This window comes from Bifidobacterium sp. LH_449 (genome assembly GCF_056356755.1).
On sequence record NZ_JBKEUV010000005.1, the window covers coordinates 118,986 to 140,056 of the forward strand.

The 21,071-nt window shown below is 60.5% G+C and carries 16 protein-coding genes; 2 read left to right on the forward strand and 14 right to left on the reverse strand.

Annotation, left to right across the window (positions count from 1 at the left end):
• Positions 1 to 121: 121 nt before the first annotated feature.
• The 3 genes from dnaG to alr form a co-directional block, all read right to left on the reverse strand.
• Positions 122 to 2,233 carry a DNA primase gene (dnaG, locus tag AC1AX7_RS05770; protein ID WP_476509139.1) on the reverse strand — a complete coding sequence of 704 codons (2,112 nt, stop codon included), beginning with the start codon at positions 2,231 to 2,233 and terminating at the stop codon, positions 122 to 124.
• Between the two features lie 98 nt (positions 2,234 to 2,331).
• Positions 2,332 to 3,618 (reverse strand): deoxyguanosinetriphosphate triphosphohydrolase, encoded by a 1,287-nt coding sequence (locus AC1AX7_RS05775; protein ID WP_476509167.1) that lies wholly within the window; start codon positions 3,616 to 3,618, stop codon positions 2,332 to 2,334.
• A gap of 68 nt (positions 3,619 to 3,686) precedes the next feature.
• Positions 3,687 to 5,045, reverse strand: coding sequence for an alanine racemase (gene alr / locus AC1AX7_RS05780; RefSeq protein ID WP_476509140.1), 1,359 nt, complete (start codon positions 5,043 to 5,045; stop codon positions 3,687 to 3,689).
• A gap of 296 nt (positions 5,046 to 5,341) precedes the next feature.
• Here alr and AC1AX7_RS05785 point away from each other — a divergent pair, with 296 nt between their 5' ends.
• Positions 5,342 to 6,787, forward strand: coding sequence for an amino acid permease (locus AC1AX7_RS05785; protein WP_476509141.1), 1,446 nt, complete (start codon positions 5,342 to 5,344; stop codon positions 6,785 to 6,787).
• Between the two features lie 1,181 nt (positions 6,788 to 7,968).
• Here the strand turns inward: AC1AX7_RS05785 and gnd are convergent.
• The 3 genes from gnd to AC1AX7_RS05800 all read right to left on the reverse strand — a co-directional run bounded on the left by gnd (position 7,969) and on the right by AC1AX7_RS05800 (position 10,942).
• Complete coding sequence (gnd, locus tag AC1AX7_RS05790) at positions 7,969 to 8,862, reverse strand: phosphogluconate dehydrogenase (NAD(+)-dependent, decarboxylating) (protein WP_476509142.1); 894 nt, start codon at positions 8,860 to 8,862, stop codon at positions 7,969 to 7,971.
• A 147-nt stretch (positions 8,863 to 9,009) separates the two neighbouring features.
• Complete coding sequence (locus AC1AX7_RS05795) at positions 9,010 to 10,347, reverse strand: GntP family permease (protein WP_476509143.1); 1,338 nt, start codon at positions 10,345 to 10,347, stop codon at positions 9,010 to 9,012.
• Positions 10,348 to 10,414: 67 nt separating this feature from the next.
• Complete coding sequence (locus tag AC1AX7_RS05800) at positions 10,415 to 10,942, reverse strand: gluconokinase (RefSeq protein ID WP_476509144.1); 528 nt, start codon at positions 10,940 to 10,942, stop codon at positions 10,415 to 10,417.
• 184 nt (positions 10,943 to 11,126) lie between these two features.
• Between AC1AX7_RS05800 and AC1AX7_RS05805 the strand changes: the two genes are divergently transcribed.
• Positions 11,127 to 11,849, forward strand: a complete 723-nt coding sequence (locus AC1AX7_RS05805; RefSeq protein ID WP_476509145.1) for a FadR/GntR family transcriptional regulator — start codon at positions 11,127 to 11,129, stop codon at positions 11,847 to 11,849.
• Positions 11,850 to 11,953: 104 nt separating this feature from the next.
• Here AC1AX7_RS05805 and AC1AX7_RS05810 read toward each other — a convergent pair whose 3' ends face one another.
• The 8 genes from AC1AX7_RS05810 to AC1AX7_RS05845 all read right to left on the reverse strand — a co-directional run bounded on the left by AC1AX7_RS05810 (position 11,954) and on the right by AC1AX7_RS05845 (position 21,049).
• Positions 11,954 to 12,439, reverse strand: coding sequence for a GNAT family N-acetyltransferase (locus AC1AX7_RS05810; RefSeq protein WP_476509168.1), 486 nt, complete (start codon positions 12,437 to 12,439; stop codon positions 11,954 to 11,956).
• Positions 12,440 to 12,684: 245 nt separating this feature from the next.
• Positions 12,685 to 13,185, reverse strand: coding sequence for an S-ribosylhomocysteine lyase (locus tag AC1AX7_RS05815; RefSeq protein ID WP_476509146.1), 501 nt, complete (start codon positions 13,183 to 13,185; stop codon positions 12,685 to 12,687).
• A 69-nt stretch (positions 13,186 to 13,254) separates the two neighbouring features.
• Positions 13,255 to 13,824, reverse strand: a complete 570-nt coding sequence (locus tag AC1AX7_RS05820) for a Fic family protein (protein ID WP_476509147.1) — start codon at positions 13,822 to 13,824, stop codon at positions 13,255 to 13,257.
• The gene (locus tag AC1AX7_RS05825) at positions 13,767 to 13,994 is read right to left on the reverse strand and encodes a Fic family protein (protein WP_476509169.1); all 228 of its coding nucleotides are present in this window, start codon (positions 13,992 to 13,994) and stop codon (positions 13,767 to 13,769) included. Before AC1AX7_RS05825 ends, AC1AX7_RS05820 begins: the two co-directional genes overlap by 58 nt.
• Entirely contained in the window at positions 13,972 to 14,487 is a 516-nt protein-coding gene (locus tag AC1AX7_RS05830; protein ID WP_476509170.1) for a Fic/DOC family N-terminal domain-containing protein, read from the reverse strand. Before AC1AX7_RS05830 ends, AC1AX7_RS05825 begins: the two co-directional genes overlap by 23 nt.
• A 457-nt stretch (positions 14,488 to 14,944) precedes the next feature.
• Positions 14,945 to 17,059 (reverse strand): RecQ family ATP-dependent DNA helicase, encoded by a 2,115-nt coding sequence (locus tag AC1AX7_RS05835; protein ID WP_476509148.1) that lies wholly within the window; start codon positions 17,057 to 17,059, stop codon positions 14,945 to 14,947.
• A gap of 23 nt (positions 17,060 to 17,082) precedes the next feature.
• Positions 17,083 to 19,872 (reverse strand): ABC transporter ATP-binding protein/permease, encoded by a 2,790-nt coding sequence (locus tag AC1AX7_RS05840; protein ID WP_476509149.1) that lies wholly within the window; start codon positions 19,870 to 19,872, stop codon positions 17,083 to 17,085.
• A 169-nt stretch (positions 19,873 to 20,041) separates the two neighbouring features.
• Entirely contained in the window at positions 20,042 to 21,049 is a 1,008-nt protein-coding gene (locus AC1AX7_RS05845) for a pyridoxal-phosphate dependent enzyme (protein ID WP_476509150.1), read from the reverse strand.
• Positions 21,050 to 21,071 lie beyond the last annotated feature (22 nt).

Genomic DNA, 21,071 nt, shown 5'->3' on the forward strand with positions numbered 1-21,071 from the left:
CCCGCAATCCGACGATCCGACACAGGCCGACATCGAATGTGGGATTCGATTCCTTTTCGAATCCCACATTTTCGTATATCAATCATCCATATCGTCCGTACGGCTTCGGCAAAACCGCATATCAGCCGATGTTGTTGCCATACACCTGGCTTTGCAGGTCCTTGCGCGCCGATTCCATGCTGGTCACCTCGCCGAGCAATGCGATTTTCTCTTCGCCGTCCGGCAACTGGGCCATGCGGCGACGGGCCGCGCCGATCCTGCGCATGAATCCGATATCAAGCAGACGCGCCAGCAATTCGGTGGCATACTGCCGTTCCGCCGGGGTGGCCTTGCGCAGCTGCACGGCGGCGGAACCGCCATTCTGCGCGGCGTCCCCTTCCGGCGACACGCCTGCGCCACCCGCGCCGACCTGCGAATCCTGCTCGCTTGCGGGCAGCGGCAGCGGCATCACCGCCAATTCGTTGATCACCGGTTCCAGCAGCGGGCCGCCCGCCTTGGTCAGATTATGCATCCACAATCCTTGCGGCGTCGTGTCTTCCGGCAGGCCACCGGCAGCGGCGATCGCCTGGAACAGCGAACGGAATACGGGCGTGATGAAATTCGACAGCGTCAATCCGGCGAACAGGTCACGATCCACGGCGCGCGGCACCTGGATCAGCATCGCCATGAACTGCTGTTCGCAGATGAACACGGCGTCATCGACCTTGAAATAGGTCTGATTCATCGCATCATGGCGTTCCAGATTGCGACGGGCCGCGGGATTGGCGAACGGATTGCGCCCCGCCTCCACCCGCGGTTCGGCCGGCGTGTTCGCATAGCGCTTTTTCGGAGCATACGCGTCCTCGTCGCGTACGTGCGCCTGGCGGCGGGCCGCACGCACTTCGCGCTGCATGATGTCCAATTCGACGCCGATGCTTCGGGCCGCCTTGCGCGCATACATGTCCCACAATGATCGGTCGCGGATCTGCGCGATCAGCGGCGCCACCGCCTTCACCGCACCCATCTGACCGGTCGTGTAGCCGGTGTCGAAACGCGCGATGGCCGCTTCGATCACGAAATCATACAGGGGCTTCGCCTTGGCGATCAGCGACTGCAGCGCTTCGTTGCCGCGTTCGATGCGCAGGTCGCACGGGTCGAGATTGTCTTCGGCGACGGCGACGAATGTCTGCGTCAGGAAGGCCGAATCCAGGCCGAAGGCGTGGATGGCGGCCTTCTGGCCGGCGGCGTCGCCGTCGAACGTGAATACGATGCGGGAGCTTAACGTCTGGCCTTCCACTTTCAGCGGGCCGATCAGCTGCACCGCGCCAAGCGAATCGTCGGCGATCAGACGGCGTACGATTTTCGCATGCTCCGCGCCGAAAGCGGTGCCGCATGTGGCGATGGCGGTGTCGATGCCGGCCAAATGCATGGCCATGACGTCGGTGTAGCCTTCGACGATGACGACCTGACGTTTTTTCACGATGGCGGATTTCGCCAGGTCGATGCCGTACAGCACCTGGTTCTTGCGGTACAGCTGCGTGTCCGGCGTGTTGATGTATTTCGCGTTGATGGCGTCGTCATCGTACAGTTTGCGGGCGCCGAAGCCGAGCGTGCGGCCGGTCGAGTCGCGGATCGGCCAGGTGACGCGGCCTCGGAAGTAGTCGTAGATGCCGCGCTGGCCCTGGCGTGCGAGGCCCGCGTCGAGCATTTCCTGCTGGGTGAAGCCCTTGTTGGCCAGATGCCGTACGAGATTGTCCCAGCCTTGCGGCGCGTAGCCGCAGCCGAAGCGCACGCAGTCGGCCTGCCCGAAGTTTCTGCCGTCAAGCAGTTTGCGGGCCGGCAACGCCTCCTTGGTCATGAGTTGGGAGGTGAAGAATCGTTGCGCTTCCTCGTTGGCGTCGAGCAGCCGGGAGCGTTTTGAGCCGGCGTGTTCGTTGCGTTTGCCGGACTGGTCGTAATGCAGTTCGATGTGGTATTTGTCGGCCAGCACTTCGACGGCTTCGCGGAAGTCCACGTTTTCGCGCTGCTCGACGTAGCCGAATACATCGCCGCCGAGACCGCAGCCGAAGCAATGCCATACGCCGAGCGCGGGGCGTACGGAGAAGCTCGGCGTCTTTTCGTCATGGAACGGGCACAATCCCACGTATGTGCCGGTGCCGGAGGGCTTGAGCGTTACCGTTGCGGATACGATATCGTACAGGTCCGCGGCGGAGCGCACCTTTTCAACGTCTTCTTTCAGAATCATTCCCGGCATAACATTCAAGGATACCGTGACCACCCATCATGGACGGCGCGTTGATATGGCCGCAGGAGCGCTTCGCCGTTTGCGCGATTATGCGCTGCCGTGCGCCGTCATGCGCGCCGGCAGAGCATGCCGTGCAGCGCGACGGCCGAACCGTCGGTGAGCGACGCGACCTGGTCGATGGCGACGCGCAACCGTTCGGCGTCGCCGCCTGCCGTCCGCCAGTCGGCGCGGAAGGCCGGCTCGAGCGCAGTCGGCATGGCGGGATTGTTTTCCATCATCGCTTCGACCAGATCGGTGACGATGCGCTGTTCGTGCAGGTGTTCGTCGCCGCGTTCGCGCGGCGTCATCATGAAATGCGCCGCGATGCCTTTGAGCAGGGTGATTTCGTAGGCGATGTCTTCGGGCGTGACGATGCTGGCCTGATATCTGACAAGCGGCCCCGCGCCGTAGGCATCGCGGGTGGCCTGTTCGACGGATTGCGCGAAACGTCCGATCAATGCGCTGGTGATGTTCTTGAGATGCGCGAGCGCGTGACGCGTTCCGTCGAAGGATTCGGGCAGGAGCCGCGCCTGCCGCAGGCGTTGGAACGCTGCGATAAGACCGTCGCTTTCCCATTGCCGGCCGTACCATGCGTGGGTGTCTTCGATGATTTCGTCGAGGATTCGCATTTCGGTGAGGACGGCCGGATCGAATGCGCCGATGGCGATGGCGTCTTCCATATCGTGCACGCTGTAGGCGATGTCGTCGGCCAGATCCATGACCTGCGCTTCGATGGGTTTCGTTTGCGGATGTTTCACGCCCTGTTTCAGCCATTGGAATACGGGCATGTCGTCCGGATAGACGCCGAATTTCAGGCTGCGTGGCATGCCGCCGCCTTGTCGCAGCGCGGTTTTGGCGACCGTTTCGTAATTCCACGGATATTTGACGGCCGCATCCAGTGAGGCGCGTGTCAGGTTCACGCCCGCCGAACGCCCGTCGGCGTGTTCGATTTTCGGTTCCAGACGTGTGAGCAGGCGCAAGGTCTGCGCGTTGCCTTCGAATCCACCGATGCCGGCGGCGAGCGCGGCCAATGCGCGTTCACCGTTGTGTCCGAACGGCGGATGGCCCAGATCGTGCGCGAGGCAGGCGCAGTCGACGACGTCGGGATCGCAGCCGAGCAATTGGGCGATCTGCCGGCCGATCTGCGCGACCTCCAACGTGTGCGTCAGTCTCGTGCGGGCGAAATCGTCGGTGCCGGCCACCAGTATCTGGCTTTTCGCACCGAGCCGACGTAATGCCGACGAATGGATGAGCCGCGCACGGTCGCGTTGGAATGCGGTGCGGGATTGCGATTTCGCCGGCTCCCATGCCCAGCGCTCCTCGTCGAAGGCGCTGTATGACGGCGTCGGCTGCATGCGTTGCGGCATATCGGTCATGATACGGTCCTCGCTTTCATCAACGCCGTCGTATTCATTGCGATCGGCTACAGCAGGCTGGCCGGGTCCAATTTCGCGACGTCTTCCGGCGACAGCACATCCGCGGCATGCAGGTACAGGCGCGGAATGCGATTGCGCAGGCAGGTGAAGATCTCATAGCTGATCGTGCCCGCGGCGCGCGCCCAATCGTCGGCGGTCGGCTCACAGCAGGCTTCGCCACGGCCGGGGCCGAACAATACGACCGTGTCGCCTTCATGCACGCCGAGTGCGGAGGCATGCTCATGCAGGTCGAGCATGAACTGGTCCATGCACACACGGCCCGACACATGGAACAGGCGCGGGCCCTGCGTGGTCATCACACGCACCGGGCCACCGGCCTTCTCCACATGCTTCGCGCCCTGCATGTCGAAACCGGAGGCGGAACGGTGGATGCCGTCCGCATAGCCCACCGGCACGATGGCCGTCGAAGTGTCGTCCGGCGTCAGATACGTACGCCCGTAGGAGATGCCATGCCCGGCCCCCACATCCTTGACTGTTCCCAACTGCGCCTGCAGCGTCATGGCCGGGCGCAGCGCATACGTGGACGGCGTGCCCATCGCCGGATCGGGCTCGTAACCGTACAGGCCGATGCCCGGGCGGGTCAGTTCGAAACGGATCTCCGGACGGTCCAACGTGGCGGCCGTATTGGCCAGATGGCGGATGCGCGGCGCGATGCCGGCCTTGCTCATTCGATTGGTGAACGCATTGAACGATTCGATCTGACGGTCGGTGGAGGCCACGAATTCGGGCACGTCCGGCGAATCGGCCACCGCAAGATGACTCCACTGCCCCACCACGTCCAGCACGCCTTCACGCGCCAGCGGCGCCAGCAACGCCAACGCCTCATCAAAGCTTTCCTCGGTGAAGCCGTTACGCCCGAATCCCGAATCGACCTTCACATGCACGCGTGCGGTCTTGCCAATCCTGCGCGCCGCCGCGGCGACGGCTTCGATGCCGGACAACGATCCGACGGAAACATCAATATCGTTATCGATGAGCTCATCAAACGGAGCGGCCATGCCGTTGTAGACCCAGGTCAAAATATGGCAGCGGTCAGGGCCGATGCCGAGCCGGCGCAGCAGCAGCGCCTCATGCGACTGCGCGGTGCCCAGCCAGGTCGCGCCGCCCGCCAACGCCGCCAACGCGGCGGGCAGCAGGCCGTGACCGTATCCGTCACCCTTGACGATGCCCATGACGGCAGTGCCGGAATCCTCGCCTCCGACCATATTCACCAAATGGCGCATATTATCGCGCAATGCGGCAAGATCGACGACGGCCTGCGCGGGGTATCGCCGGCAGGCGGCCTCATAGTTCGTCCTGCCTTCAGGGGATGAAAACTGCCATTCAGGTGCTGCGCTCAAAGTCATATCGCCTATTGTGGCGCTGTGCTATGACGAACAGGCGGCATATTCGAAAATCACACCCAGAACGCATCCGGGTTCTCACCTGTCAAAGCATCAAGCGAAATCGTTTTATCAAAGGCAACACGCAAAACGAACCTGGTTTGTCCACACGTCATCAATACAATTTTCCGTCATATGCGTGGCATCAATGGAACATTGCCGACGCCCCGCATATTCTGATTCCCGGCGTTGAGGCGTGCCGGGGTCCCGGAAAACCGTCCGGTCTAGCCCTTAATCACTGCATATCTTGGGAGAAGACCATGGATCTTTTTCGCAAAAAATCAGTGGATCAGCTTGTCGCCGAATCCACGCCGCTCAAGCGCACCATGAAAACCTTCGATCTGACGATGCTCGGCATCGGCGCGATCATCGGCACCGGCATCTTCGTGCTGACCGGAAAAGGCGCGCTGACGGCAGGACCAGCGCTTTCCGTTTCCTTCCTTCTCGCCGCGGTCTGCTGCGGTTTCGCCGGCCTGTGCTATGCCGAATTCGCCGCAATGGCACCGGTCTCGGGATCCGCATATTCGTACGCGTATCTTGCGTTCGGCGAAGTCGTCGCGTTCATGATCGGCTGGGATCTGATTTTGGAATACGCACTGCAGGCGGCAACGGTGTCCGCAGGATGGGCGGGATACTTCAACCAGCTGCTCGAAGGCTTCGGATTGCAGATTCCCGTTGAACTGACCGCCGCATACGGCACCACGCCGGGCGTCACCACATATTTCAACCTGCCCGGATTCCTTATCGTGCTGCTGATCACATGGGTGCTGTCCATCGGCATCAATCAGACGAAGAAGACGAACGACATCATGGTGATCGTCAAACTGGCCATCATCGCATTGTTCATCATCTGCGTGATCTGGTACGTCAAGCCCAGCAACTGGAAGCCGTTCTCCCCGTACGGCCTGTACACGTTCCAGCCGGATTCCACACAGCCGTACGGCATCATCCCGGCCGCGTCCATCGTGTTCTTCAGCTTCATCGGCTTCGACGCCGTGTCCTCCTCCGCCGAGGAGACCGTCAATCCGAACAAGACGCTGCCGCGCGGCATCCTGATCTCACTGGCCGTTTCCACCGTGCTGTACATCGTGATGACGCTGATCATGACCGGCGTCGTGCCCTACCAGGAATTCGCGAACTTCATCGACGCGCCGGTCGCCGGCGTGATCCTCGCCACCGGCATGAACTGGCTGGCGGTCATCGTCAACATCGGCGCGCTCGTGGGCATGACCACGGTGATGCTCGTACAGCTGTACGGCCAGTCGCGCATCTGCTACGCGATGAGCCGTGACGGCCTGTTCCCGAAGTTCTTCGGAGAAGTGAGCGAAAAGCACCACACGCCGTACAAGGGCACGTGGTTCTTCGGCCTGCTCACCGCATTCGCCGGCGGCTTCATCAACATCAACGTGCTGTTCGAGCTGGTGAACATCGGCACACTGTCCGCGTTCATCATCGTTTCGGCCGGCGTGCTGTGGATGCGCAAGACCCAGCCGAACGCGCGCCGCGGCTTCCGCGCGCCACTCGTGCCGTTCACGCCGATCTGCGCGATCATCTTCTGCCTGATCCTGATCGCAGGCCTGAACTGGGAGACCTGGCTGCGCTTCGCCGTCTGGTTCGTGCTCGGACTCGCCGTCTACTTCCTCTACGCCCGCAAGCGTTCCAAGCTCAACGGCGTGAAAAGCGAAGCCGCCGTGGCGGCCGAATAGTCGGCGACGGCACGCGGCTCTCCGCGCGTTCTTTGCACGAGTGCTCCGTACGCGTGTTCTGCGCACATGCTCTGTACGAGTACTCTGTATGCGCGCTCTCTGCGTGTGCTCTGTGCTCTGTAATCCGCGCACGCAATCCGCGCACGTAACTGCGTAATCAATTTGTCTGTCGCTTCATGCATTCAAGAAGCGACAGACAAATTGATTTTGCGGGGCTTGCATCATTCGATGCCTCCGGCATCAAGGAAAAGCGTCGCTTCTTTCAGCGAGTTAGATAATCGGAAAGCACAAATTTCAGATATCGCCAGAATCCCGCTGCGTTCGTCTCAGTGTCACAAATCCGTAGGTAAATTCTTTTTAGCAGTAAAATTCAGACACTATCTCAGACCGTTCAGCCAATCCGTTGCCGTCCGTATTGCGGCTGCATTTGTTTCGAATCCTGTCTCCACTCGGGCGACGACGTAGCGATGTTCCTTCGGTGCTCCCAGCAGATCTCCGACCGAGCTGAGATGCTTCGTAAACGAATCCCTGTATGTCTTGCCCTGGCTTGATTTCAATAAGCTTACATTCCTGCGTATTGGTGAAATCCAGCAAGTCAACCTCCACCTTGTTTCCGTCACGGTAGAAGAACGATCGAGGCTCCTCCCCTCGGTTGAAATACGATTCGCGTTTCCTCGATGATGAGATTTTCAAACACTTGCCCCATATACGGACTACTCTGCGACGACGCAGATTTTCCACAATCTGACATCAGAAGCTTCCATAAGCCTACATTAGGGATTTCAGTGATAGTTGGCCGTTGGGACAAGCCAATTCACTCGATTTTTGAATTGCGCCCAGCCAACAACGCATTCCCGCCCCATTCAGTGGGCACTTTTTTCATTCACTGGGCACCGAAAACCGCACTAAACAGTGCCCATCGATGGTTTATCACGGTTTTGAGTGCCCACTGAAGCGATTATCTGCCCACTGAATGAGAGATAACAGGATGTTGCATACTAGACGCCCACCTATTCCGCGCGCAGCATGCGAAGCCTACGTACATTCTCATTACCCACGTGCTACAGATGGCGTCGCGTTTCCATTTGGGCCAAGAAAAAGCCGCCTCCCATTCCTTGGAATCGAGGAATAAGAGACAGCTTATTGGAGATTTGAAAGGCCGTTTTACTGATTTGCCGCAATCAGTGCGTCGCTATTTCGTCGATTTTGGTGACGTGGCCGCCGAATTGGGCGCGCATGGCGGTGACGACGCGCAGAATATCGTCCGCGCCGCCACGCGAGGATTGCCTGGTGTACAGGGCGGCGGCGGTCGCGGGCGTCGGCACGCCCAGTTCCAATGCCGCTTCGACCATCCAGCGGGCTTCCCCGGATTCGTTGGCGACCGGCGGCACATCACGCAGTTCGGGATCGTCCTTGGTCGCGTTGTCGAACAGGTCGAGCAGCCACGAAGCGACCACCGATCCGGAACGCCAGGAGGCCATCGTCGCGGCGGGATCGTCGACATACCGGCTGCGCATCATCGTGGCGAAGCCTTCGCCGAAGGCCTGCATCATGCCGTATTCGATGCCGTTGTGCACCATTTTCGCGAAATGGCCGCCGCCGACCGGGCCGGCGAGAATCAGACCATGCTCGCCTTCCGGCTTCAGCGTTTCCAGCAGCGGGCGAATTTCTTCGAACGTGTCCCTATCGCCGCCAAGCATCAGCGCATATCCGCGTTCCGCGCCCCAAACGCCGCCGGAGACGCCGCAGTCGAGGAAGCGGATGCCGTGTTCCGCCAATTCCGCGGCATGGCGCGGATCGTCCTCGTAGCGGGAATTGCCGCCGTCCACGACGATGTCGTTCGGTTCGAGCAGCGCGGCCAGCGATGCGATCGTGGAATCCGTCGGCTCGCCCGAAGGCACCATCACCCATATGACGCGCGGCTTGGGCAGCGCCGCCACCAATGCTTCCAGACCGTCGACGTCACGCTCCGACTGGGGGTTCATGTCGAAACCCACGACCGTGTGGCCGCCGTTGCGCAGACGCTTGACCATGTTGCCGCCCATACGGCCCAAACCGATCATTCCGATATGCATAACCTTTCCTTTCCCGGCGATGCGTCGTCGCATCGTGGATGTTTTCCAAGGATTTTGGCTGATTATTAACTGTTCAATGATTTTCGAAAGAATTCGTGTTGCATGTGATCGCGTCTGTACAACGCAATCACATGACGTCACGCAATGTTAAACGACAAGGGACAGCAGCAGCGTGAAGGCGAGGCCGACCACGGAAAGCACCGTTTCCATCAGCGACCATGTCTTGAACGTCTGCCCGACCGTCATGCCGAAGTATTCCTTGACCAACCAGAAGCCGGCGTCGTTCACATGCGACAGGAACACGGAGCCGGCGCCGATGGCCAGCACCAGAAGCGACAGTTCCGTCATGCCAAGGCCGGAGGTCAGCGGCACCATGATGCCTGCGGCGGTCACCGTCGCAACCGTTGCGGAGCCGGTGGCCAGGCGGATCAGCGCGGCGACGAGCCAGCCTGCGATCAGCGGGTTCAATGCGGATTCGGTGATGGAGGTAGCGATGACGTCGCCGATGCCGGAGTCGACCAACGTCTGCTTGAAACCGCCGCCGGCGGCGACGATGAGGATGATGCCGGCGACGCTGCCGAAGGACTTGCCGACCATGCCATTGACCGCGTCACGGGTGGACTTCTGCATGAAGCCCAGCACGATCATCGCAAGAACCGTGGTGAGGAACAGCGCCGTCAACGGGGTGCCGATAAAGGCCAGAACGCGGCCCCACACCGTTTCCTTCATGCCGGTCAGATCCACGATGGAGGCTGCGAGCATCAGCACCACCGGGAACAGGATCACGGCGATGGCCTGGGCGAAGGTCGGTTTGCCGGCGTTGCCGGCATCGGCGTCGCCATCCTGACGGGCCGGGCCGCTGTCGGGAGCCATGATCGGCACCCAACGGGACAGGAGACGGCCCAGCAGCGGGCCGGAGACGATGACGGTCGGAATGGCGACGAGCAGGCCGAGTCCGAGCGTGATGCCAAGGTTGGCATCCAATGCATCGATGGCGGAAAGCGGGCCGGGATGCGGCGGCACGAAGGCGTGCAGCGTGGACAGGCCAGCCAGCGCAGGGATGGCGATGAGCATCACCGGCATTTTTGCGCGCTTGGCGGCGAACAGCACAACAGGGATCAGAATGACGACGCCGACTTCGAAGAACATCGGAACGCCGACGATGAAGGCGATCAATGCCATGGCCCATGGCAGGCGCCGGACCGGGGTTTTTGCCATGATGGTGTCGACGATGACGTCGGCGCCGCCCAAGCTGAACAGAATGGTGCCGATGATGGAACCGAAGGCGATCAGCAGGCCGACGCTGGAGAATGTGGAGCCTGCGCCGGCGGTGAAGCTGTCGACCGCTTCGTCATACGGCACGCCCGCGCAGACGGCCATGATGAACGAGCCGAACAGCAGCGACAGGAACGGTTGCAGTTTCACCACTGAAATAAGCAGCACGATCGCTGCGATGCCGATGATGGCGGCAATGATAAGTTGCATGATGATTCCTCTTCGAATCCGCTTAATGCGTTGAATATGACGTGAACAGGCACGAAGCCTTGAAGCATCAGCGTCCGTCGCGTTCCATGCGTTCGTTATACGCCCGGACCGCGGCGACCGCACGGTCGACCATCTCTTCGATCGAGCCTTCGATGGACACCTCGACGCCCGGCTCATCGCCCTGCAACGGCTCCAGAATGGCGAACTGGCTTGGCAGCAGCGACGGCGGCATGAAATGGCCTTTACGCGCGGAGAGGCGTTCGCCGATCAGCGCTTCGCTGCCGGTCAGATGCACGAAGAACACCGGCACGTTTTCGCGCAGCACATCACGGTATGCGCGCTTCAAGGCGGAGCTTGAGACCACGGTGTTGACGCCGATGGAGTCCTTGGCCACCATCCACGCGTTGATAACGCGCAGCCACGGCCAACGGTCCTCATCGGTCAGTGGAATACCGGCGCTCATCTTGTCGATATTGGCCTGCGGATGGAAGACGTCGCCTTCGGCCATCTCATACCCAAGACGATCACGAATCGCTTCGGCGACGGTTGACTTGCCGCAGCCCGCGACTCCCATAACCACCACATGCGTTTTCATCGGGTCTCCTTTTGCTTCGCTTCTGTGCGTTCATCCATATGCGGGCGTCCACTCCGACACCTGTTGAAGAATACTATAAAACTTTTTATAAGTCTTTGTCAAATCAAAAAGACTCTTTATTGTCGTCTGAATATCTACATATGTTGGTCTTGATAATCTGAATCACATGACCGCGGAATCCTTAATGCCAAGCGCCGAACATATGCATCTGCCCGTCGCCAATCAACTGGCCATCGACATCATCGACGGCGCATGGCCTGCCGAAAATCCGAAAACATTGGAAGAGATCCAATCGCAATTCGGCATATCGAGAACCGTCGCCCGCGAAGCGGCTCGTCTTCTCGAATCAGCCAACGCCATCGCCATACGCAGGCGCGTCGGCCTCGTCCCCCAGCCAAGCGGCGAATGGCAGGCCCTCAATCCGCAGGTCATCACATGGAAACTGCATTCATCGCACCGCAAGCAGGAACTGCGTTCGCTGACCGAACTGCGACTGTGCATCGAACCGGCGGCGGCACGCTACGCCGCGGCGCGCGCATCATTGGAAGACAAAGCGAAACTGCCGGTCATGGCGCTGCACATGAGGGAATACGGCGAAAACGGGCCGCTTGAAAAATTCCACGAACTGGACATCGAATTCCATTCGCTGATCCTAAAAAGCTGCGGCAACGAATTGTTCTCATCCTTCGCCGATACCATCGCCACCATTCTGCGCGGGCGTGTGGAGATCAACATGTATCCGGCGCAGCCGAAACAGGAGGCCATGCAGGCGCATATCGACGTGGCCGAAGCGATCTGGCGAGGCAATGAAGACGAAGCCTGCGAAGCCATGCGGCGCATCGTCGACGAAGTCAGCGACGCGTTGCGCACTTCGCCGGATGAATCGGGCGCAGCCGACCAAGCCTAATCGAACGGCTCAGTCGGAAAACTGAAAAGGAACCGCAAATCCGGCGAAACCAATGATTCCGGATGGGGTCGGATGAATCCGTCAAATGAAATGGCCGCCGCCGCTCACCACTCGTGCCGCTGATATGCGATACGTGTGGTGTCGGTCGGCCTGTCCAGCAGCTGGATCAGGCCGCAACGCGCGAACCCGCTGCTTTCCAGCACATGCTGCATCGCCTTGTTGTTCGGATGCGTGTCGGCACGCACGTTGCCGTAATGCTTCAACGCCCACTTGATGCAGTCGCGGGCGGCATGACGCGCCAAACCGGACGATGCGATGCGATGGATCGTCACATACGTGTCGTCGTCCAGCCAGGCGCCGTCGATTTTGGCATAGGTCGGATCCTTGCCCGGGCACAGCGCGAACTGGGCGAGAATGCGCTCCTTGCCGTCCACCGTATCGACCAGCAGCATCGTGCGCTGGTTGGCGATATCGTCAAGAACGACTTCCTCACGAGGGAATGTGTGCCCCCACTGCGTCGGATTGCCGTTGCGGGCCATCAGTTCACGCGCATGCGCGTAGATCTTCTGCATACGCGGGAAATCCGCCATCGTAGCATGACGGAAACGCCGTGGAGAAGTGCCTTCAGTCACCACACACCTCGTAACTCTTCTTCAGAAAACTCCGAAGGTACAAATTAGCACGGTATGTGCACATGCGAAAGGCATCTTCCGCCACGGCGGTCACATTGCGTCGATCATTGCGCCGTGGATGCGTTTGCGGCGGTCATCGGCAGCCAATGCGTTGCGAACGATTATTGCGCGACGTCCATAGCGCGGCGCTCACATCGCGGCTCTCACACGACCCTGCGCTCGAACGGGTCGGAGCTGATTCCTTCGGCGAGAATGTCGCGGCACCACTGCTTCGCCGTGAACAGGCTGTGATCGCGGTAATTGCCGCAGCTTTCCTCCGTCGTGGCGGGCACATCGTCCCACGTCGCCTCTTCGGCGATGAACGTCAGCGCCTCCTTCAGGGCCTTCGCCACGTCTTCGGTGGAATGCTCGCCCCAAGTCAGCAGATGGAAGCCGGTACGGCAGCCGAACGGCGAACAATCGATGTATCCGGGAATGCGCTCACGCAGCAGTACCGTGATCGTATGCTCGATCGTGTGCAGGCCGCCCGTCGGAATCGCGTTCTCATTGGGCTGCACCAGGCGCAGGTCGTAATTCGAGATCACATCGCCGTTCGGACCGGTCTGCGTGTCGATATAGCGCACATACGGCGCCTTCACCTTCGTGTGGTCCAGCTGGAAGCTTTCCACGACCGGCTTCGCCGCGGTCTTATCATGTTCGCTCATCATTCCTCCGTTTCAATGATGTCAAATATCCGTCAATGCATCATTCGACTTTTGTATTATGCATTCACCTTACGCCCGTCGGCTTTCATGAAACAGCGGCGCTTTCGGATCGACATCGCCGCCCTGCGCCGCGCCCACCGCAAGCACGACATCGTCGACGACATACAGGCACGCGCCGCGCGAGCGCTGAGCGCTGACGATGCCGATCGATTCCAAACGCGCAAGCGCATTTCTGATCGCCGAGTCGCTTTTTTCGAAGCGACGTCTCAGCGACGGCACATGCACATATGGCTGGCCGATAAGCGGCATGGCGATGTCCAATGCGATGCCGCCGTAGCGATGCGCGAGAATCAGGTCGCGATATCGTTCGCGAATGTGGTTCAAACGCTTCACGCGCAGCAATGCGTCCTCGCGGGATTCCTCGATGCCCCGGCAGAAAAACAGGATCCAGTTCTCCCAATCGCCCTGCGTCGATACGGCAAGCATGCGATCCTGATATTCGGGGCGACGCTGTTCGAACCAGGGAGACACCGACAGCAAAGGCTGCGACAGCAATCCGTGTGACATCATCTGCAGCAGGATCAGCAGACGTCCGATACGGCCGTTGCCGTCCGCGAACGGATGCAAGCGAGGCTGCACAGGCCGTTCTCGAAACCGTTGAGGCCGTTGCCGTCCGCGAACGGATGCAAGGTCTCGAACTGGTAGTGGAACATGGCCATATCCAGCACGGTCAGGCCGGGTTCGTTGCGGGAATTCCACCGATCCGCAAGCCCTCGCACGGCAAGATCAAGGGCCGGGCCCGGAGGCATCGGCACGAAACGCGCCTCCTCGATCCTCGAGCGTAGGAGAGCCGATGAAGACTTGACTTGTGCGGATTTCGCCGGCCTGGGGATTGCCAGACGAAGTGTTCCTCACCAGCAACCGCCGCAGCTCGCGAATCAGCGATACCGTTATGGATCGTCCTTCACGCATGCTGGCGATGCCATGGTCGGCGGCGTCAAGATAGTTGAACACTTCAATCAGCGATTCATTCCACCCGCGTTTGTCGTCGCCCGGCTCGTAATCCCGCGCCAGAACCGTTTCCAAACGCTCATACGTACCTTCCAACGCGCTGATACTCTGCGCTTCTCGACGCATGGTGGGACGGCGCAGCAGATCTGGATTCGGTACGCCCTCCCCAAATTCGATCAAGCGGGCAAGCGACATGGACGCCCTCGTGATGGCCCCGGAGGTTTTCCGCGATACCTTCGGATACTCATCGCCAAGCGGATCCGGTGTGAACGCACACGTTTCAGAACGAATAAGCCCATATCGGCCGGGGGTACTCCCCCGACAGACTTTGCAACGAGCCGCAGATTTTGCAACGAGCCGGTCTTCCTGTCCGTGAACATTTCCTGCAGCATGTCGCCAAGATTACACAGGATATGGCAGCAACATGGTGGACACACTAAAATTCCGCAAATTTTAGTGCGATTGGGCGTGCTGTCCACTATTGAATGCGAAAGGATGGGGTCAGATATGGCAGATTGCTTTGATTTTTGACGATCGATGCTGATTGGATCGCAGCATCCGAGTGACGACAGCGGCAGGATGGCGATATTGGGACGACGTCGGATATTCGGACGACGTCAAATATTCGGACGACATCGAGCATTCGGACGACGTCAAATATTCGATGCCTACAATCCGCAGCTTGCGATCCGCGACTGAACGACCAGCGCCGACCGGCCATTACCGGACGGCCGACACCGGCGGATCATCATTGCCCGACGAAGGCGGCGACGGCCTGCATGAAACGGTCGCCGTAAAGTTTGAGCTTGTTTTCGCCTACGCCGTTGACTGCAAGGAACTGCGCCGGCGTCACCGGTTTGATGCGGGCCATGTCGCGCAGCGTTTTGTCGGAGAAGACGATGTACGGCGGTTTTCCGATTTCGCGCGCGATTTCGAGGCGAAGTTCGCGCAGACGCTGGAACAGCGCTTCGGCGTCGTCGTCGGGAACATACGATTCCATGACCGCGCCGGATGCGCCGAAAGCGCCGGAAAGGCCTGAAGCGTCTGCATTCGCGCCGCCTGCGGCCAGACCGCCGCCCATAGCCGCGCCACGCGACGCGCTTGCGGTTTTCCGTTCGATGCGTTTGATTTCGTAATGGAAATCCGGCGCGACCGTTTCGGCCGCGCGCACGCCGAACCCGACGATCGGCATGCGCCCGTCGGCGATATGCAGAAAGCCGTCGGTGGCCATCTGGCTTAGGACATCGCGCACGCGCGCTTCCGGCACGTCGCGCAGCATGCCGAATGTCGGCAGAGTCTCCGGGTTCAGCCATGCCAGGTCCTGCGCCTGCGAGCCGCGAAGGATACGTACGATCTTGCCCGAGCCGACGCGCGCGCCCGTATCATGCACGCAGCGGCTGATCGCGCGCGCGATATCGGTGACGTCCAATGTTTCGAAAGTGCTGTCGCAATTCGCGCAGCCGCCTTCGCAATGCCTCTTCGCGGCACGGCCGGCGGCACCTCCAATGTCGTCGCCGGCGACAGTGGCGCGGCCGGCAGCGGCGTCGGCGGCAGCGACGCCGTCATCGCACACACCGCCGGCAGCGGCCTCGCCGCTCCCGCCGTCATCATCGATTTCACCGAAATACCGCGTCATATAGCGATGCAGACAATCGGCGGTACGGCAATATCCCACCATGCCGTCCAGCAGGCGGCGCTTCGACATGCGCACGATCTCCTGCTCGTCGGCGGTGAGGCGCTCGTTGTCGTAATCGGCGTCCAGGAGACGACGCCGCGTGACGATATCGGATTCGTTCCACAGCAGCGTGCATCGGCTGGGCTCGCCGTCCCTCCCGGCGCGGCCCGCTTCCTGATAGTAGGCTTCGATGCTTTCCGGCATGTTGTGATGGATCACATACCGCACATTCGATTTGTCGATGCCCATGCCGAAGGCGTTCGTCGCGACGACGACGGGCACGCGGTCGGTGACGAAATCGCGCTGCGCCTGATTGCGTTCCTCGGCGGGCATGCCGCCATGATAGGCGACCGCCACACGCCCCCCGCCCATTGCGGCACCGACCCCTGCGGCCGCGCGCAACGCGGGCACGGCATGGTTCAGCGATGCGGCGAGCGCCACCGTGTCCTTGCGCGTCGCGCAGTAGACGATGCCGGATTCGTCCGCGTGTTCGGCGATGTATTGCGCCACCCATGCCGCCTTGCGCTTGGTTTCGAGTTTGATGACGTCGAAATACAGGTTGGTGCGGTCGAATCCGGTGACGGTGATGTTTGGATTTTCAAGACCAAGCAGTGTGATGATGTCGGCGCGGACGCGTTCGGTGGCGGTCGCGGTGAAGGCCGCGACTATGGGACGTGCCGGCAGTGCGGCGATGAATTCGCCGATGCCGAGATACGAGGAGCGGAAATCCTGCCCCCATTGCGATACGCAGTGCGCTTCGTCGACTGCGATCAGCGATATCGGCACATGCGCCGCGAAGTAGCGGAATCGTTCGGTTTCAAGCCGTTCGGGCGCGACGTACAGCAGTTTGACGTCGCCGCGCGCGGCCGCCACGAGCGCGTCTTCCTGTTCGTCGAACGATTGCGTGGTGTTGATGTATGCGGCGGGGATGCCCTGCTCGTTGAGGCCGTCCACTTGGTCGCGCATCAGCGAGATCAACGGCGAGATCACGACGGTCAGGCCTTCAAGGATGGTGGCGGGCACCTGGTAGCACACGGATTTGCCCGCACCTGTGGGCATGACGCCGAGGACGTCATGCCCTGCGAGAATCGATGAGACCAGTCCGGCTTGCCCCGAACGGAACGAGTCGTAGCCGAAGTATCGTTTCAGCGCTTCAAGTGCGGTGCTTTCCATATTCATACAGGCCATATTGCCATGTTTTTATGCTGTTTTCATTCCGTGCGCAACGCCGTGGCGGGGTCGCGCTTGGCTGCGCTGCGGGACGGGATCAGGCCGCCGATCAGCGTCAGCACGACGCTCAGCACCACCAATGCGATCGCGTTGCCGACCGGCAATGCCGCGCTGACATCGTTGGTGCCGATCGCGTAATGGAGGATCGCGTTGCCCGGAATCAGCAGCAGCAGGGTCACGCCGATGCCGAGCAGGCCGGCCAGCAGGCCGATGATGCCGGTTTCCGCGTTGAACACCTGTGAGACATTGTGCTTCGACGCGCCCATCGCGCGCAGAATGCCGATCTCCTTGGTGCGTTCCAGCACGGAAATATACGTGATGATGCCGATCATGATGGAGGAGACCACCAACGAGACGCCGACGAAGGCGATCAGCACATATGTGATGACGTCAATGATCGTCGTCACCGAATTCATCATCAATCCGACATAGTCGACGTATACGATTTTGTCTTCTTCGTCCGCCGAATCATTGTAGGATTCGATGGCGTCGGCGACGGAATTCTTGTCTTCGAAACTGTCGACGTAGATGTTGATCGAGCTTGGGGCGTCGCGGCTGACGACGCCGAAAGCCGACATGTTGTCGTTGTATGAGCCGGGCGATACGTACTGGTCGTAGATGGAGACCAGCGAATCCTGGTCGGCGGTGGCGATGTAGGCGTCAAGCTGGGCGGCAAGCTGGGACTCGTCCGCCGCGGCCAAAGCGGCGCCGGCGGAAGCGTCGCCGGTCTGGCGCGCGGAGGCGGTCAGCAGCGTGCGGGCCATGCTTGCCTTCTGGCTGATGCCGAGCGAGGCGACGTAATCGCGGGCGTCGCCGGCCTTGGCGGCATCGTCGCTCGGCGCGAAGGTCATGCCTGTGAGCACGCTGTGGTCGGGGTCGGCTTTCTGGTCGGCGACGATCTGGCTGGATTCGGCGTGGTCGATCAGATAGTCGGTCAGTTCTCGCGTATAGCCGACGCCGGTGGCCAACGGCGTCGCGTCGGCGTCTTCAATCGGCTTGATGATGCCGACGATGTTCAGGGCGGTGTCGTCGTTCATCTTCGACGTGATGAAATCGGCGTCGTCGCCCTTATAGGTGTAATGCCCGTCCTCGCCCTTCTCATACTGGTCGCTGGCGGGGATCAGGTACAGCTTCTGGTCGAGGGCCTTCGAATAGTCGATCCGGTCGGTGTTGGTGGTGACGTCTTCGCCGGCATTCAGCTGATTCATCATATCGTTGTATTCGCTTTGCGGCAGGATGCCCAGCTCGTACAGCGTGGTCAGCGGCATGTTGTTGTTCGAATCGAGCACGAGCACCACGTCGTTGCGGTCCGACGGCCATTCGCCGTCGACGATTTCATAATTGTCGCGGATCACCTTGCCGACCGGCTGCTTGCCGTCGGCGCTTGGCATGATCTCGTTGAATATGCTCGGAGCGGCGTTTTCGTCGCTGTCGCCGGTCAGCATCGACATCTGCATCGACGTCATATCGGAGGTGGTCATCGACTGCGTGCCGCTGGTCGCCATTTGCGCGGCCATCGACTGCGTGCCCGTGTTGGCGCCGCCGAAATTGACGCCGTCAGCGGTGACCAAGGTGTCGTCCGGGTCGTGGGAGAAAACGGAGAACTTCGTATCATACGAATACTGCACGCCCGTCGAACCGATGTATTGCCGGATGCCGCTGTCGGGATCGTCCAGATATCGTTTGAATTCGCTCAGATTGTTTTCGGTGATGCTGCCGGTCATGCTGGAGGCGTCCTGAATGCTGGAATCATCCGGATAGATGGCGTCGTCCTTATGCGTTTTCCGTTGTTCCGCATTCGACTGCGCGGCAGACATGATGCTGCTCATATCGAAGGTCTGCGCATCGATGGAAATCGGATACGCGGTCATCGTTTCGCGCTGAATATCGTCGATATACGTGTTGACGCCGGTGGAGACGGACATGATCAGCGCGATGCCGATGATGCCGATGGAGCCTGCGAACGAGGTGAGGATCGTACGGCCTTTTTTCGTGCGTAGATTGTTGAAGCTCAGCGTCAGCGCCGTGGCGAACGACATGGCGGCGCGGCCCATCGTGCGATGCACTGGCGTGTCCGCCGATTCGTTTTCCGGATTGAACGGCGCGGAATCGGAACGGATGGAGCCGTCCCGCAATTCGACGATGCGCGTCGCGTACTCGTGGGCGAGCTCCGGGTTATGCGTCACCATGACGACCAGACGGTCCTTTGCGACTTCCTTCAGCAGATTCATGATCTGCACGGAAGTGTCGGAATCCAATGCGCCCGTCGGCTCGTCGGCAAGCACGATATCCGGATCGTTGACGAGCGCGCGGGCGATGGCGACGCGCTGCATCTGGCCGCCGGACAGCTGATTCGGCTTCTTATGGATATGGTCGCCCAGGCCGACGCTTTCCAAGGCCTTGCGGGCGCGATCCTTGCGGTCGGCGCGGGAAACGCCGGAAATCGTCAGGGCCAGTTCCACATTCGACAGGATCGTCTGATGAGGAATCAGATTGTAGCTTTGGAACACGAAACCGATGGTGTGGTTGCGGTAGGAATCCCAATCGCGGTCCTTGTATCGCTTCGTGGACGTGCCGTTGATGACCAGGTCGCCGTCATCATAACGGTCAAGGCCGCCGATGATGTTCAGCAATGTCGTTTTGCCCGAACCGGAAGGTCCCAGAATGGCGACGAATTCATTGTCCCGAAGATTCAGACTGACGTCGTCGAGTGCCTGTTGGATGAAATCACCGGTTTTGTACCGCTTGGAAATATGGCTGATCTGCAGCACGCTGCCTCTTCCTCGTGTAGATCTGGCGCTTTTGACTGAGCGTTTTTCGGTCCAGCGTTTCGGTTCGACGCTTTCGGCTTAACGCTTTTGAATGTTGAGTCTACGCGCCTTCACTGAACAACGGAGGATTTACGCTGTACGCGCCGCCGAGCGGGAACACCGACGAATGCTACCGAATCAGCGAGGGCTGCGCCGAACGGGCGACCACGTCGGCGAAACCGTGTCCGATCATCCAATCATCATCGAAAATCTTTTCCAGATAGCCGCGGCCGGAATCAGGCAGCAACGCGACCACGACATCGTCCGCGCCCAGATCGTGCTCACGGGCGTAACGGACCGCCGCGGCGACCGCCATGCCGGAAGAGCCGCCGACCAGCAGGCCTTCGCGGGAGGCGAGCAGGCGCGTCATCAGGAACGAGTCCGAGTCGCCGATCCTGACCATGTCGTCGACGACGTCGCGGTCGAACGCCTTCGGATAGAAATCCTTGCCCGCGCCTTCCACCTGATATGGGTGGATTCCTTCAGGACCGTCGGCCGAAAACACCGAGCCGTCCGGATCGGCGCCGATCACCTTCACCCGCCCGTCGGAAGCTTCCTTCAGGTAGCGTCCGGTGCCGGAAATCGTGCCGCCAGTGCCGATGGCCGCAACGAAATGCGTGATCGTATGGTCGCTGCCTTCCCAGATTTCCGGGCCCGTGGTCAGATAGTGGCTCAGCGGCCCGTTCGGATTCTCGTATTGGTTCGGCATGTATGCGCCCGGAATCTCTTCGGCCAGACGCCTGGCCACGCTGTAGTAGGAGCGCGGGTCTTCGCGCGGCACGCCGGTCGGCGCGACGACGACTTCGGCGCCATATGCCTGCAAAACCGAACGCTTGATGCGGGAGACCTTGTCCTGTACGACGAAAATCGTGCGATAGCCGCGCCGCTGCGCCACCAGGGCCAGTCCGACGCCGGTATTGCCGGATGTCGGTTCGACGATCACGCCGCCCGGATTCAATTCGCCGGAGCGTTCGGCAGCGTCGATAATGCGCTGTGCGATGCGGTCCTTGGACGAGCCGCCCGGATTCATATATTCGACCTTGACTGCGATCGTCGCCTTGACGCCTTCGGTCACATGGTTGAGGCGGACGAGCGGAGTGTTGCCGATAAGTTCGGTGATGTCGTTGTGGATGGTCATGGCGTTGGCTCCTTTGGGCGGC